Source organism: Nonomuraea sp. NPDC026600, assembly GCF_040638335.1.
Taxonomy (GTDB): domain Bacteria; phylum Actinomycetota; class Actinomycetes; order Streptosporangiales; family Streptosporangiaceae; genus Nonomuraea.
In genome coordinates this window covers 95199-108019 of record NZ_JBEZYD010000026.1, presented here as the reverse complement: position 1 = coordinate 108019, position 12821 = coordinate 95199, and the positions used below count along the sequence as shown (strand labels likewise).

The window sequence follows — 12821 nt, the reverse complement described above, 5'->3', positions numbered from 1 at the left end:
GCCCTATCTGCGGCGAAGCTGCACGACTTCCACGAGGGCGGCGAGATCGCCGACGTGTTCACGGACCTGAGCCACGGACCGGCAGTCGCCCAGCAGATAGCGCCGCTTGCCGTACCGGCGGAAGACCGTGAGGACCTGTCGGTCCTGGAGGATCTTGCCCTCGACCTCTATCCCGTCAATGCCCACCCACAGCCGCATAACCGAATCGTACAAAAGGTTTGATTTGGGTGTAATTCGGGCCAGGTTGATTGGAGGCAGACACTAACCGCAAGCCCGCCATATGGTCCCCTCTCCACTCAAGAGAGGAAGACCGTCCAATGACCGGTACAGCGCACCAGTGGGTAGCAGCCATTCGCGTCCCCATCACCGCTGAGCAGGCTCCCGCCGCCATCGCCGACAAGAAGTTGACCATTGAGACGAGCACCACCGTCCCCGTAGACAGGATCTTCTGCACGGCATGCCTAGGGCGGTACGGGCATCGACACACTGGCGCCTCCTGCCCCGGCCAAATCGGACGCAGACGCTAACCCGAACGCCCTCATACGGTCCTCTCCCCACTACGGAGAGGACCGTTTCTCATGCCCGGCCTGTTCCCCCTCAAGAAAACCCGCGCCCCCGACCGGCTCCACATGCAGTGGCCCCCGGCGCCCCCGCCGCCCCGCACGATCCCCTGGCATGTGATCACCCGCCAGTACTCCCCGAAATCCCGGCGCACCTTCCGCCGCATCCTCCTCGCTGCCAAGGCCCGCGGCATCCACGTCACCGTTCAGCACGACAACGGCAAGCTGTTTCGGCTCCACCTGCTCAAGCTCACCGGCACGCCAGCCGTCCTGGGGAGCTTCCGTAAGCTCCTCGACTGCCTCCACCCGCACCTTGGCCTCTGGTGGGCCCGATGAGCGGCGTCTTCCATGGGTCCGTACGGGCCTTCAAGCTTGGCCCCTCCGGCGCCAGCCCGACCGACGCGAACGGCTGGCAGGACATTGGTCTCCTCGACGTTGACGGCTTGTCCTTCGCGCCGGACCTCGTGACGTCGGCGGAGCGGCTGGAGACGTGGGCATCGCCCGGCCGCCTCGAGTTCACGATCCCGATCCGGATGATCCGCTGCTCGTGGTGGGCTCACCGCTTCTTCTACAGGCGACCGCATCCCGGGCAGCGGCGAGCCAAGACGCTCTATCAGCAGCGGGCCCGCCACCGGACGGGACGGCGCCGATGACCACGCCCGAGCTCGACGTCCGCGACCCCGCCACCACCACGCCCAGCTTCGATGTGCAGCAGGCGCACGACATGGTGGGCTGGCTCCGCAACGCCCTCACCGCCGCCCAGGTCCTGGCCGAACGCGCCGGCGGCGCCCCCGCCGTCTGGCACCTCCAGCCCAGCAGTCACCAGTTCGTGAACCTCGTACGCCGCCACCCCGGCAGCAGCATCGACCACGTCGTCACGTGGGGCGGACCGACCGGCGCCATGTCCCGGCCGGACGCCGAGCACGCCGCCCGCCATCATCCGCGGCACGAGCTCGCCATCGCCGACTACCACCTCGGGCTACTCGACCAGCACGCCGTACACGAGGAACGCATCTACCGATACGACGGCGATCAGCGCCTTCTCGTCCCGTATGCGACCTGCGCCTACTGCGACACCGGCAACCCGGCCGAAGCCCCGCACATGGGCTACCCATGCCCCACCATCCGAGGCCTTCTCCGCGCCCACCGCGACCTACCCGGCTTTAACCCCGAATGGACTGAATAGTGACCATGGCCGTAGATCCGATCGCCGCCGCCCGCCATGACCTCGCCAAGACGGAGCGGATGGTCCACGCCATCCTCGCCGAGCCTTCCGGCAACGTCATCGACAACGCCGCCGTGAGCACCTTCATGCAGGACGGGCCCGGCCTGCTGCTGCGCATGGTGGCCACCCACCACGAGCTGCTCGACCAGCTCGAAGCCGCCAGGGCGCGGAACAAGGTCTCCGCCATGAACTACGCCGACTGGATCGACGGCAGCCAGCATGAGCGGCCGCTCCCGAACGGGCCCCGCGAGGAGCTCATCCCCGGGCTGGAGGCCGCGGCCCGCACTGTGTGCGGCCCGTTCCCTGACCCCAAGCCCGGAGTGCGCCGCTGGTTGGAGCAGCTCGCCGACCACTGGCAGCACGATACCGACGATCCGCCCCTTCTGCCGTCGCACCTACGCGTCATGGTCGCCGAGTCGTGGGTGTCCTGGGCTGCGCGCGCCGACATGGACGTTCGCACGGCCGGCCTGGAAGCCGGGAAGCTCCACACGACCGGCCCCATGAAGGTCATGTTCCACGCCCGCTTGTGGGACGGCACGCAGATCGACAGCAGCGAACGCGACACCCCCACCGACGCCGAGCCGGAGGCGGCCGCAGATGTCGAGTAGCGCCCCGACCCCGGCCCGGCAGGGCGCCAGACCCACGCACACGGTGCACGACGAGGCCACTGAGGACTTCAGCGCCAGCCGATACGTAGAGCGCACCCTCTTGGCCGATGTCGAACGGAACGTGCAGCGAGTCTTCCTCTCGCGCGATGAGCTCGACGACCTCGCCGGCTGGAACCCGACCGGCCTGGCCCCGTTCTTGCGGAACGTCGGCGTCCTCGACGCCCAGCTCACCATCGCCACTCACCTGCGCGCCCTCCGCGCACGTCCCCGCCGGCACGTCCCCCCGGCGCTGTACCCCACCCTCACCAGCCTGGAGACCTCATGGCCACGCACGACATGCTGACCGTCATCTGCGCCTACGACAACGCCGAGACCGAGACCGTCCGCCGCGACCTCGGGCTGCGCGCCGACCAGGTGATCGAAGCCACCGACGCCGAGCGGCTGGCCGGCATCTGTGTGCTGAACCTGCGCGTCGTGGAGACGCCACGCTTCCTTCAGCGGCCGGACGCCGGAGAGATCCGCAAGGTCCTCCATGGGGTGAGCCAGCCGTGCGTGAATGTCACCCGCGCCACCCACGAAGGGGAAGGCCAGCCCGCCCCGCACCTGCGCGGCGGCACGCCTACACGCCTGAACGACTCCCGCCTGCCCCGGCGCGACCCTGGCGGCACAGCGGTCGCCAAGGGGAGGGTCACGCGGGAGCAGCTCCGCGACCTCCTCGATAGCGGGTACCCCGCTGACGAGATCGCCGACATCATCGCCAGCAGCATGCACCTGGGCTTCCCGGACCACCCCGTGGTGCAGGAAATCCTCCAGCGGCGCACGGCTGCATACAAGGCCTACATCGCGGACGGGCTGGGCGAGACCGCCGAGCAGGTCTACAGCGTAGAGAAGGCGCGAGCGCTCATCGTGCACATCGAGCGGATGGCGGAGGAGTACGCCGACCGGCCGCTCCTGGCCGCCCGCCTGCCCAAGATTCTCGCCGAAGCCAGCCCTGGCGCGTACGTGGCCACCGTGTACGGCGTCCGCATCATGGTCGAGCCGGAGAAGGCGCCCGTCATCGCCGAGCAACACGGCAACCCCGGCCAGCACGCCACGTACAAGGAGCTCGTCGAGCACGCCGTTCCGACAGGGACACGGCCCGACCGGATTGCCCGGTACCTCATCCCCAACACGGCCGACGACGAGCCGATACGCCAGCACGCGGAGAAGCTCGCCAGGCGCCACGTGGCCGAGCAACTCGGCGAGCAACACGTCCTCATCCACCTCACCCGCGGCGACCTACCCGATGGACAGTGGCCGCTGCCCGCGGACATGGGAGCCGGCCTGGTCCTCGTGCTCGGCGTGACCGTCCGCGCCATCCCCGGCGCGATCCGACAGATCGTGCTTCGCCCCGGGCTTGGTCTCCCGCCCGGCTGGATCGGCAAAGAGGAAGGCGTGTGGCGGCCGCGGCCGTGCGCGGACGATCTGGTGCTCCCTCGCGTGCGCAGCACGATCCTGGGCGTGGAGACCGGCAAGGTGTCGGGCGTGGACTTGGGCTGCGCCCGGCCCACCGGCCGGATTGAGGTCAACCGGGAGGGCGGGATCGCTGAGGTGTGGGAGGTGACCCTGTGACCCCTTTGAAAACGGAGTACGCCAGAAACACGCCGCGTGGTGTAGGCGCCTGACGTCAGCGCTCCCGCCAACCGTGCTGGCGAATCGAGCGGCCCTTCACGGGGAGCGGTAGATAGCTGTCACCGCGCCGGTAGTGACACGCGCCCACCCGCATTGATTACTTAGAGTTGCAATTCACCACTGTGAGTAATGAGTGTTTCGGGTTGGAGAACCATGCCTGCGTTGTTCCCCGTGCGGCGCACCCTGACGGCCGTCGCGGCACTCCTAGCCGCCACCCTTGCCAGCGGAAACGCCCCGGCCACCGCCGCGGCACGGACGTCACCCGCCGCGGCCGTCGAAGGGCCACTGCTGCAGGAGGCGGTGCAGGGCCTGCCGGTGGACGTGGAGGACCGCACCGGCTACAAACGCACCTCGTTCAAACACTGGATCGACGTCGACCGCGACGGCTGCGACACCCGCGCGGAAGTCCTGATCGACGAGGCGACCACCCCGCCGGACATCGGCCCCGGCTGCGCGCTGACCGGCGGAACCTGGAACTCCTACTACGACGACCAACTCGTCGATGCGGCGTCCAAGCTGGACGTCGACCACCTGGTGCCGCTGGCCGAGGCGTGGGATTCGGGCGCCCACGCCTGGGACGCCGCCCAGCGCCAGGCCTACGCCAACGACCTGGACGAGCCGTGGCACCTGGTCGCGGTCACCGCCCGCAGCAACCGGCAAAAGGCCGACAAGGACCCCGCCCAGTGGCTGCCCCCGCACGAGCCGGCCCGCTGCCGGTATGCGGCCGAATGGACCGCGGTCAAACTCCGCTGGCACCTGTCAGTGGACCCCGTCGAAAAGGACGCCCTGGCCGCCATCGCCCGCACCTGCCCCGACCAGCCGCTTCCCAGCCCAGACCGCTGATCCCTGCAACCCCGATCCACCTGACCGCCGGCCCTCCGGCAGCCGATCCGGCATCACCCGGGGCCGCGCCCCGGTCTCCGGCAGGACCACGCCCAGGCCGCCCCGTACATCCCAGGGGACCGCCAATAACGTTGCCGCCGACCACACGCCGGGACGCAGGCCGGCCTCGCCGCAAGCCGAGCACGACCCCGACCAGCTCGCCTCAGCCGAGCAGATAAGGAGATCACGATGAAGTACCTCGCACGCCTGGCAGCCACGGCGGTGGCCGCCCTAGCGATCGGCGCGGTCGCCGGCACATCGGCACCCGCCCAAGCCGCCACCCCCGTCCGCGCCGCCGCGGAGGACACCTTCTCCTTCGTCGGAGCCGGGCCGACGCCCTCTCCCAAAGACATCACCATGCACTGGCGCGGCACCTGCCAGCCCGACGCGTGGATCCACGTCCTCATCACGGGGGAACACTGGGGAGGCAGGATCGAAACATCTTGCGGCCCTGAGGGAACCTTCACGGGCAGCATCATGATCTACGACTACGAGGACAGGGGCTTGAGGTTCGGACAGGCCTTCACCTACAGAGCCCACGTGCTGGACAACTCCGGCGGCGCTACAAGCCATGCCGGGCAGGCCACGCTGCACTGATGTAAACCCGCACGATTGCCCTGGCGGGCCGGGGCGCCCCGGCCCGCCCACGCGCCCGGCCCAGCTCGGCATCGGTCGGCGTGACGTTCTCCGCCAGCTCCCGCGCCGAGACCACCCAGCTGCCGCCCGACCTGGTCCACCTCGACCACCAGCCCGAATAGCAGGCACATTTCTCCGTTCATCTCCCTGCGCGATCCGGCTACCGCGGACGGATGATGAGGAGAGGCTTGCCGGGGTGACCGCCCTCTTTAGAGCTCGCTGAAGAAGGCAGCACTCACACCGACGTTGTGGTGGGTGGTGAAGAAGTGCTTCTGCGCTGCCTGGACGAACTCTTGCCGCGAAACGCGGCCGTCCCTGTCGGGGCCGAGTTGGCGGAAAGCATCCGCCGCGTGCAGGTCGTCGGTCCCCCAGACTCTGCGGAGGAGGTTGACGAACTCGTCTTTGGCGATCTCATCGCCGCCGTCGTTGGCTATGGACTGGAAGATCGAGTCAGCGGCGCTCTGGATTGTGTCTTCCTGGCTTGGGCTGAATTCAAGCTGGCTCTGGGCCTCGATGAAGGCATCCCTCCACAGGCCATCCTCGTCCCCGCCCGAGAGACCCACCAGCTCTTGCCAGTACATCTGGTAAAAGGACTGGATGCCAGGACCCCCCTCGAAGCGGTCGATGAGAACCTGGACGTCCGACCAAGTTATGCGACCGTCGCGGTCAGAGTCGAAGGTGTCGAAGGCCCGCTCATACTTTTCCCTGTCGCGATCAGAAACCATGTACCCGATCCTTTCGGGGCTGTCGGTCCCGCACTGTCACGAGATGATCATCTGGAGCCTAGCCGGGTCCAGCCGAGATACGGGAGACCGGCCATGAGTCGATCTTGACTGCGGTTCCGCTGTTCCTCAACCCCGACCTTCGCCGGGGGAAGGTTATGACGATCGATGGGCCGCCTCCTGCGGAGGATCTCCACACGCCCACGCGCGTGTGCGATCGGCCCCCATGCGGGGGCATTGTCGGGCCTGGTTCGGAACTGGCATGCTCGCAGCCATGATCAGACACAGCAATCACGGCGGCGGCTGGGTCCCGGCTGGCGACACAGGCGGCTGGCTCCCCCACAGTGTCGGCGGCGGCGTACGCCACACGGGCGGCATGAGGTTGGGCAACTGATCGCTTACCGTCTCGGTCAGAGGCGGTCTGCGCCGGGCAGCTCGGTGTTGGGGCAGCCCTGCGCGATCTCGGTCAGTGCGGCCTTCTCTTGGACATCCACGCTGAGGCGCCAGCGCCGTTTGATCCCGGTAACGGCGCCCGCTCGGCGAGGTGGGTGGTGTCGTTATGCGTGAGCAGCATCCACCGGGGCAGGCCGCCTTCTACCCGTGGGGGAATGAGCTGCCAGCGAGTGACAGCGGTGTTGTCCACCATGACTTTGATCGGCATGCGCTGGTTCGGTGGGCCCCCAAGGAAACGGTGGAACGCCGCTTTGACGGTTTCCGCGTGACCGACAACCACGGCGGGCAGCGCGGTGTCGATGATCGCGTCGAGGGCCGTCCAGGTGCGTTGCAGATACGCCGGCCACGGTTCGGCTCCCGGCAGGAGCGGTTCGTCCAACCGGGTCGAGGGGTCGCCAGGGAATTGGTCGAGAATCTCTTCCCAGGGGCGGCCGTCGCCGTCGCCGTAGTCCGGGTCGCGTAGGTCGGGTACTTCGGTGACGTCGACGTTGAGGGCGGCGCCGACGATATCGGCGGTCTGCCGGGCACGCCGGCTCGGGCTGGCATATATGGCGGGTGGTGCTTGGCCGAAGCTGGTCTGCCGGGCCAGGTGCGCGGCGAGCTGACGGGCCTGCCAGGTGCCAAGGTCGGTCAATCCGGCACAGCCGTTCAGGCCGCCGGCGACGCCGGCCGCGTTGGAGTGGGCGTGGCCGTGCCGGATGAGAATCAGGTGAGGGTGCATGAGGTGATGTCTACGCGCAGAAGCGGTCCCGCGTCTGGGAGAACACGCTGTCGGTGGCGCCGAGTGCCTCCCATACCGCCGGGTCGTGCAAGCTGGGGGCGCGCAGGTCGGCATCGAGAGTCAGGTCGCGGTGGGAGGGCACGCCGATGATGAACATGCTGGCAGCCCGTGCCGCGGTTGTACCGGTGGCGGAGTCTTCGATGGCGATGGACCGGGCCGCCTCCACGCCGAGCATCATGCAGGCGTGCAGGTAGGGGGCCGGCGATGGTTTGGGCGCACCTGCGGTGACGCAGTCCACGACCGCGTCGAACGCCGCCCGGATGCCGATGCGTTCCAGGTAGCCGGTGACGATTTCGACCGGGGTGTTGGTGGCGATGGCCAGCGGCCGGGTGCCGTGCAAGGCGGTGACGAGTTCGACCGCGCCAGGCCGGGCGTTCACGCCGGTACCGACGTTGTCGCATACCAGGGCGTAGATGGTGCGGCCGAGTTGGTCGGGCGGGGCGGGGTGGCCAAGAAGGTCAGCCAGGGCGTGGCCGAGCTCGCTCAGTTGCAGGCCGACCAGCCGGGTGCGGGCGGACGGGTCGAGGGGGACGCCGTAGTGGTCGAACAAGTGATGGTAGGCGCGGTTCCAGGACGTTTCGGTATCTACGAGGGTGCCGTCGCAGTCGAAGACGACCGCGTCATGGGGGATGAGCATGGGGACCTTCCCGCAGATCAGTGGGTGAACAGGGTCGCGGCGGCGCAGGACAGCAGGGGGAAGCGCGGGTCGTCGGGGGCGGTGAGCTTTTCGGATGGCAGCTCACCGGCGGCGTAGCCGGTAAGGAACGCCAGGCAGGTGGCGAGGTTGCCGTGGCCGGTGACGGTCACTGGGCCCGGCCAGTGGGTGAGCAGGTGTTTCAACCCGGACGGGGTGACGCGCCACAGGTCGCTGTCGGGGGCGCCGCAGGAGATGCGGCTGAGGGCGGGTGCGGCGAGCAGCAGAGTTCCGCCGGGCCGCAGGGCGTTGCGCATGTTGTCCAGCGCGGTTGCCGGTTCGGTCAGGAACTGAAGCGTCTGGGTGCAGATGATGCAGTCGAAGGTGCCAGCGGGCAGGCTGAGCGGCTGGCACAGATCGGCGATGAGGGTGGCCTCGGGGTTATTGGGGTCGATGTCGATGACGGTGACGCCGCTCAGGTGTCCGGCGGCGAAACGGCGAGCGTAGGTGTTGTCCTTGATTTCGGCGACGTGGCCATGGATTCGGTTGGCGTGGCGGGCGAGAAAAGCGTCGATGTAGAGGCGGTCGACGGGAGCACCGCGGTCGTAGCCGTAGAAGTCGCTGACGGGTTCGGCGGGCAGGTCCATCACAATGGCTCTCCTCACGCGAGGTCGGATCGGTGGAGGGCGTGCAGGCTGACGTGCAGGTCGGCGGCGAGGCGGGCCAGGCGCTGCTGGCGGGCGGCCATCCGCTGGTGGGAGCGGAGTTCCCGGCCGCAGATCAACGCTGCGGCGAGCCAGAACGCCGCCTGATGCCACGGGTCGGCGGGGATAACGTCTCGCAGGCGGGCCTGCGCCTGGGGGTGGTCGCCGAGCAGTACCCACAGCTTGGCCTGGTCGAAGCCGGGAGGCCGCCAGGCGGTGAACTCCAGGTCGATGAGCGCCACGGCGTCATCGTGGAGCAGGGCGTTGCCCAGGTGGGCGTCGCCGTGGGCGATCCGTAGGGTCAGTCGGTGCGTGACCTGGTGGTGCAGGCGGGCCACGCACGCCAGATCATCGGGGGTGAACAGCGGACCCAGACGGGCGTACTGGGCGGGGTAGTCGTCGTCGACGGGGAAGATGCCGCCGGTCGGCCGCCAGGCGTGCATCCGCGCTAGGCAGGCGAGCAGCAGGTCGACCCGCTCGGGCGGTGGTGGGGTGGCCGGGTACCTGTCCGGGCCGAGCGCATCGCCGGGCAGCCGGGTCACGACCACGATCGGTGTTTCGGGGTCGGCGGCGACCAGCTCGGGGAGAGGAACCGGCGGGGGCCCGGCCGCCTCCAGGGCCCGGTAGACGGCGATCTCGTGGAGGCACCGCTGGACCCAGAACGGCCGCCGGTCGGTCGGCTGCTTGGCGATCACCGGGCGGGCGCCGAGACGGCCGGGTAGCAGCAGGCTCGTCTCGGTCCGGATGGCTGGCTCCTCGCCGATGACGCCGGGGCACAACCGGTGTAGCCGCTGTCGCAGGGCGGCTTCCTCGCAGGCGGCGGGCACGGTGGCGGGCACGGTGGCGGGCGGGGTGGTCATTGCTGCCCGCCGGTGGTCGTGGTGACGAGCGGCAGCAGGCACCGCCACGACGGGGGCGGCGGGGCGGTGGTGACGGCCAGCCCGTCCAGGAAGGCCGACGTTGCCTGCACCACCTCGGCCAGGGGCTGGCCGCCGTCCAGGAATAGGCACCGCTGTGGCGGCACCTGTCGCAGGTAAAACTCATAAGCCTCCCGCATGAGGGCCTGCACTCCGGGATGGGCCAGGTGGGCGGCCACCGGGCCGCGCCACTGCTGTCGCGCCGCTACCTGCTCGGGGGTGATGGTCAGGTGGACGTAGCCGTCCGGGACGAGGATGCCGCCGCGCTCGGCCGCCTGGGTGAATAGGGCGATGGCGTGGATGGGGTCGCGGGGGACGGCCAGAGCCGCCATCGCGTGCTCGAACGCGATCAAGGTCAGAGGGCTGCGGTCGCACACCACCACGGCTCCGGCAGCCCGGTCGGCCCGGCTGTGCTCGACCATCAGAAAGTGCTCCAGCGCTGCCGTGACGCTCGCCTCATCGGCCGGCGGAAACGGCGGGAGGGCGGTCACGTCGGCGTACTCCGGTGCAATCGTGGCGCCGAATCGGTCGGCGAGCGCCCCGGCCAGGGTGGTCTTGCCGGCGAAACAGGGGCCCTCCAACCCCACGACAACGCGGCCCCGCTGAGGCGTTCGATGATCGTCATCATGCATTGACTTATCTCCCTCGCGTGTAGTGATGCGGCTGATACGTTGTGGTCCGCGTGAGCCGAGACGTGACCGGAGGGAACCGTGGTGAACAGCTTGTCTACGGTCAGCACATCCCCTGACCTGCGGGTACTGACTACGGTGTGTGAATCCTTTGGGCTTGGTGCTCCCACCGGCATCACGGCGATCGCCGAAGGGCTGATGAACCGCAACTGGCGCGTCGACGTCGGCGACGTCAGCGTCGCGGTCAAGCAAGTTCTGGACGTCAGCGCCGACCAAGCCCTCTTCCAGCACCGCGCCACGGCGGTGCTGGCCGCGGCCGGGCTGCCGGTTCCCGCCCCGCTGGCCACGGCCGACGGGCAGACACTGCTGCACCTGGGTGAGGCGGTGTTCGCCGCCGTCGCCTGGGTGGACGGCGAGCACCTTCCCGGAACCCGGTGGAGCCTGGCGCAGTGCCGCCAGGTCGGCGAACTGCTCGGCCGCATCCACGCGGGCCTGGCCCAAGCGCTGCCCGAAGGGGTGGGTGCGATCCAGCACCGGGTGCCGGACGGGTCCAAGGCCAAAGCCGGACTCGACCGCTACCAGGCGTTGATCGGCGAGCGCCCCCACCTGGACGACTTCGACCAGTTCACCCGCACCCAGCTCGACGCCCGGCGTGAGCTGCTGGAAAACGTGGGTCACCTGCGCCCTGATGACAGCGCCGACCTGGAGCCGGGCGGGTACGTTCACGGCGACTTCCACGCGCTGAACTTGCTGTGGCGTGACGGGCAGGTGGTGGCGGTGCTGGACTGGGACCGTATGGGACGGCGGCGCGCCTACGCCTACGAGCTGGCCCGTTCGGTCACGCTGATTTTCAGCGACGCCACCACCGGTGTGGTCGATGTGCTGCGGGCGGCGGCGTTCGTCGCCGCCTATCGCGGGGTCGTCTCGGTGGGTGATGAGCAGGTCCTGCACGCGGTGCGCCGCCTGTGGTGGGAGCGGGTGTGTGACCTGTGGCAGTTGAACTGGCATTACGAGCGGCACGACACCTCCTGCGATCACCTGTTCGTCTCCGCCAGCGCCATGCTGGAGTGGTGGAGCGCCAACCTGGAGTTGGTGGAGCAGACTTTCACCAGTCGGTGATGGGCGGCTGGCCGACCGTCGCGCACACCTCGTTGAGGAGTTGCTGCACCTGACCGTCCGGCAGTCCCCGGGCCGGGGTGTCGGTGAGGAAGCGGGCGCCGCGCGCCAGCCCTTCCCGCCATGCCTTGCGCCGGGCCGGTCGGGGCGGCACCGTCGTGACCGTCTGGGAGTAGACCTGGCCGTCGATGACGAACTCCTGCCACACCCGAACCGCCCACCGGTGGCCCGCCTGCGGGCTACGCCACGCCCAAAAAGCGAAGAAGCTTCCCACCATCTCCGGGTGGAACCGCTCGTCCGGCACCCGATTACCGGTGTCGTCGGCCGGTTGACGGGCCAGGTCGATCAGCTCCGCCAGGGTGCGCCCCACCCCGGGCAACCTCTCGTCCCCGGTCCGGCCAGGCGGAGTGAACCTGCCGGCGGCGCCGAACTTCAGGTGCGCCGCACCTAACCGCGGGTCCGGGCAGTGGTAGAGGGTGTAGCCGGCGTCGGTCAGATCAGCCGACAGGTACAGGTGCTCCGGGTAGGCGCTGCGCCAGGCGGAGACGTCGGCGCATCCGCCGATGGCCGCGAGCGCGCCAGCGTCCATGAGAGCCGTCCCGGCGATCACCTGCACCGGCAGCGGCGCCACCACAGGACCGCCGGCCAGCAACGGCGGATCCGGCAGGTAAGCATCCGGCCAGGCGTGAAAGCCCGCCCACAGCCGCGCCTGCCCCAGCTCCAGGCGGCCGAGCTCACCGGCCGCGACCACGTGGCGGGGCCGAAGGTCGCGATAGTAGAACGGCAACATCACCGCGGCGACGGCCGGGTCCTGGCGCTGAAGCCGCCCCATCACGTGCGCGGCACCGGCCACCTGGTCGGGGGCAGACACACAGTCGTCGTCGCTGAACAGCACCCACCGACCCCGGGCGGCATCCAGGCCGGCGTTGCGGGCGGCCGTCACGCCGCGCCGCACGCTGAGCCGTACGACACGCACCGGCACCTGGGCGGCTTTGTGCTGGTAGGAGCGCAGCACTGCGGGGGTGTGGTCGGTGGAGCCGTCATCGACCACGACGACCTCGCCCAGGGCGGTGCCGTGCTGGGCGAGCAGACTGTCCAACGCCCAGGCCAGCGGGTTGTCCGCCAGCCGGGTGGCTGGGTCGTGCGGGCACCGGTTGTAGGTGGCGATCACCGCGCTGACCGACCCGTCCAGGTCGGGGTGGCGCAGTGCGCGGGTGAAGTCCGGGCCGGCGGCAAGAGCGGCGAGCGCTTCGTCCAGGCCGCTGTCGACGTGGGTCGTCATG

General features: G+C 69.4%; 17 protein-coding genes. 9 read left to right on the top strand and 8 right to left on the bottom strand.

Annotated elements, in window-relative coordinates:
• Positions 1-3: 3 nt before the first annotated feature.
• Positions 4-198, bottom strand: a complete 195-nt coding sequence (locus AB0F17_RS43065; RefSeq protein WP_358035602.1) for a hypothetical protein — start codon at positions 196-198, stop codon at positions 4-6.
• Positions 199-578: 380 nt separating this feature from the next.
• On the opposite strand from AB0F17_RS43065, the gene AB0F17_RS43060 reads away from it, so the two are divergent.
• From AB0F17_RS43060 to AB0F17_RS43025, 8 genes are all read left to right on the top strand, one after another.
• The gene (locus tag AB0F17_RS43060; RefSeq protein ID WP_358035600.1) at positions 579-896 is read left to right on the top strand and encodes a hypothetical protein; all 318 of its coding nucleotides are present in this window, start codon (positions 579-581) and stop codon (positions 894-896) included.
• The gene (locus AB0F17_RS43055) at positions 893-1213 is read left to right on the top strand and encodes a hypothetical protein (RefSeq protein ID WP_358035598.1); all 321 of its coding nucleotides are present in this window, start codon (positions 893-895) and stop codon (positions 1211-1213) included. The genes AB0F17_RS43060 and AB0F17_RS43055 overlap by 4 nt, the downstream gene beginning before the upstream one ends.
• Positions 1210-1746 carry a DUF6221 family protein gene (locus AB0F17_RS43050; protein ID WP_358035596.1) on the top strand — a complete coding sequence of 179 codons (537 nt, stop codon included), beginning with the start codon at positions 1210-1212 and terminating at the stop codon, positions 1744-1746. The genes AB0F17_RS43055 and AB0F17_RS43050 overlap by 4 nt, the downstream gene beginning before the upstream one ends.
• Before the next feature lie 5 nt (positions 1747-1751).
• Positions 1752-2393, top strand: a complete 642-nt coding sequence (locus tag AB0F17_RS43045; RefSeq protein ID WP_358035594.1) for a hypothetical protein — start codon at positions 1752-1754, stop codon at positions 2391-2393.
• Positions 2383-2736, top strand: coding sequence for a hypothetical protein (locus tag AB0F17_RS43040; protein WP_358035592.1), 354 nt, complete (start codon positions 2383-2385; stop codon positions 2734-2736). The genes AB0F17_RS43045 and AB0F17_RS43040 overlap by 11 nt, the downstream gene beginning before the upstream one ends.
• Positions 2715-4004 carry a hypothetical protein gene (locus AB0F17_RS43035; RefSeq protein ID WP_358035590.1) on the top strand — a complete coding sequence of 430 codons (1290 nt, stop codon included), beginning with the start codon at positions 2715-2717 and terminating at the stop codon, positions 4002-4004. The genes AB0F17_RS43040 and AB0F17_RS43035 overlap by 22 nt, the downstream gene beginning before the upstream one ends.
• 213 nt (positions 4005-4217) lie before the next feature.
• Entirely contained in the window at positions 4218-4907 is a 690-nt protein-coding gene (locus AB0F17_RS43030) for an HNH endonuclease family protein (RefSeq protein WP_358035588.1), read from the top strand.
• Positions 4908-5135: 228 nt separating this feature from the next.
• Positions 5136-5543 carry a hypothetical protein gene (locus AB0F17_RS43025; RefSeq protein WP_358035586.1) on the top strand — a complete coding sequence of 136 codons (408 nt, stop codon included), beginning with the start codon at positions 5136-5138 and terminating at the stop codon, positions 5541-5543.
• 248 nt (positions 5544-5791) lie between these two features.
• On the opposite strand, the gene AB0F17_RS43020 is transcribed toward AB0F17_RS43025, so the two are convergent.
• The 6 genes from AB0F17_RS43020 to AB0F17_RS42995 form a co-directional block, all read right to left on the bottom strand.
• Positions 5792-6307, bottom strand: a complete 516-nt coding sequence (locus tag AB0F17_RS43020) for a hypothetical protein (protein WP_358035584.1) — start codon at positions 6305-6307, stop codon at positions 5792-5794.
• Positions 6308-6770: 463 nt separating this feature from the next.
• Positions 6771-7478 carry a histidine phosphatase family protein gene (locus AB0F17_RS43015; RefSeq protein WP_358035582.1) on the bottom strand — a complete coding sequence of 236 codons (708 nt, stop codon included), beginning with the start codon at positions 7476-7478 and terminating at the stop codon, positions 6771-6773.
• Between the two features lie 10 nt (positions 7479-7488).
• The gene (locus tag AB0F17_RS43010; protein WP_358035580.1) at positions 7489-8175 is read right to left on the bottom strand and encodes an HAD family phosphatase; all 687 of its coding nucleotides are present in this window, start codon (positions 8173-8175) and stop codon (positions 7489-7491) included.
• A gap of 17 nt (positions 8176-8192) precedes the next feature.
• Positions 8193-8837 carry a methyltransferase domain-containing protein gene (locus AB0F17_RS43005; protein ID WP_358035578.1) on the bottom strand — a complete coding sequence of 215 codons (645 nt, stop codon included), beginning with the start codon at positions 8835-8837 and terminating at the stop codon, positions 8193-8195.
• Positions 8834-9736 (bottom strand): phosphotransferase, encoded by a 903-nt coding sequence (locus tag AB0F17_RS43000; protein WP_358035576.1) that lies wholly within the window; start codon positions 9734-9736, stop codon positions 8834-8836. Before AB0F17_RS43000 ends, AB0F17_RS43005 begins: the two co-directional genes overlap by 4 nt.
• Positions 9733-10425 (bottom strand): AAA family ATPase, encoded by a 693-nt coding sequence (locus AB0F17_RS42995; RefSeq protein WP_358035574.1) that lies wholly within the window; start codon positions 10423-10425, stop codon positions 9733-9735. Before AB0F17_RS42995 ends, AB0F17_RS43000 begins: the two co-directional genes overlap by 4 nt.
• Positions 10426-10560: 135 nt before the next feature.
• Here AB0F17_RS42995 and AB0F17_RS42990 point away from each other — a divergent pair, with 135 nt between their 5' ends.
• Positions 10561-11541: a phosphotransferase gene (locus AB0F17_RS42990; RefSeq protein WP_358035572.1), complete on the top strand. Its 981-nt coding sequence runs from the start codon at positions 10561-10563 to the stop codon at positions 11539-11541.
• Here the strand turns inward: AB0F17_RS42990 and AB0F17_RS42985 are convergent.
• The gene (locus tag AB0F17_RS42985; RefSeq protein WP_358035570.1) at positions 11528-12820 is read right to left on the bottom strand and encodes a glycosyltransferase family A protein; all 1293 of its coding nucleotides are present in this window, start codon (positions 12818-12820) and stop codon (positions 11528-11530) included. The two genes, AB0F17_RS42990 and AB0F17_RS42985, sit on opposite strands and share 14 nt — an antisense overlap.
• Position 12821 lies beyond the last annotated feature (1 nt).

Coding starts and splice junctions, on each gene's coding strand:
- AB0F17_RS43065 (WP_358035602.1), bottom strand. CDS start 198: ATGCGGCTGTGGGTGGGCATTGACGGGATAGAGGTCGAGGGCAAGATC.
- AB0F17_RS43060 (WP_358035600.1), top strand. CDS start 579: ATGCCCGGCCTGTTCCCCCTCAAGAAAACCCGCGCCCCCGACCGGCTC.
- AB0F17_RS43055 (WP_358035598.1), top strand. CDS start 893: ATGAGCGGCGTCTTCCATGGGTCCGTACGGGCCTTCAAGCTTGGCCCC.
- AB0F17_RS43050 (WP_358035596.1), top strand. CDS start 1,210: ATGACCACGCCCGAGCTCGACGTCCGCGACCCCGCCACCACCACGCCC.
- AB0F17_RS43045 (WP_358035594.1), top strand. CDS start 1,752: ATGGCCGTAGATCCGATCGCCGCCGCCCGCCATGACCTCGCCAAGACG.
- AB0F17_RS43040 (WP_358035592.1), top strand. CDS start 2,383: ATGTCGAGTAGCGCCCCGACCCCGGCCCGGCAGGGCGCCAGACCCACG.
- AB0F17_RS43035 (WP_358035590.1), top strand. CDS start 2,715: ATGGCCACGCACGACATGCTGACCGTCATCTGCGCCTACGACAACGCC.
- AB0F17_RS43030 (WP_358035588.1), top strand. CDS start 4,218: ATGCCTGCGTTGTTCCCCGTGCGGCGCACCCTGACGGCCGTCGCGGCA.
- AB0F17_RS43025 (WP_358035586.1), top strand. CDS start 5,136: ATGAAGTACCTCGCACGCCTGGCAGCCACGGCGGTGGCCGCCCTAGCG.
- AB0F17_RS43020 (WP_358035584.1), bottom strand. CDS start 6,307: ATGGTTTCTGATCGCGACAGGGAAAAGTATGAGCGGGCCTTCGACACC.
- AB0F17_RS43015 (WP_358035582.1), bottom strand. CDS start 7,478: ATGCACCCTCACCTGATTCTCATCCGGCACGGCCACGCCCACTCCAAC.
- AB0F17_RS43010 (WP_358035580.1), bottom strand. CDS start 8,175: ATGCTCATCCCCCATGACGCGGTCGTCTTCGACTGCGACGGCACCCTC.
- AB0F17_RS43000 (WP_358035576.1), bottom strand. CDS start 9,736: ATGACCACCCCGCCCGCCACCGTGCCCGCCACCGTGCCCGCCGCCTGC.
- AB0F17_RS42995 (WP_358035574.1), bottom strand. CDS start 10,425: ATGCATGATGACGATCATCGAACGCCTCAGCGGGGCCGCGTTGTCGTG.
- AB0F17_RS42985 (WP_358035570.1), bottom strand. CDS start 12,820: ATGACGACCCACGTCGACAGCGGCCTGGACGAAGCGCTCGCCGCTCTT.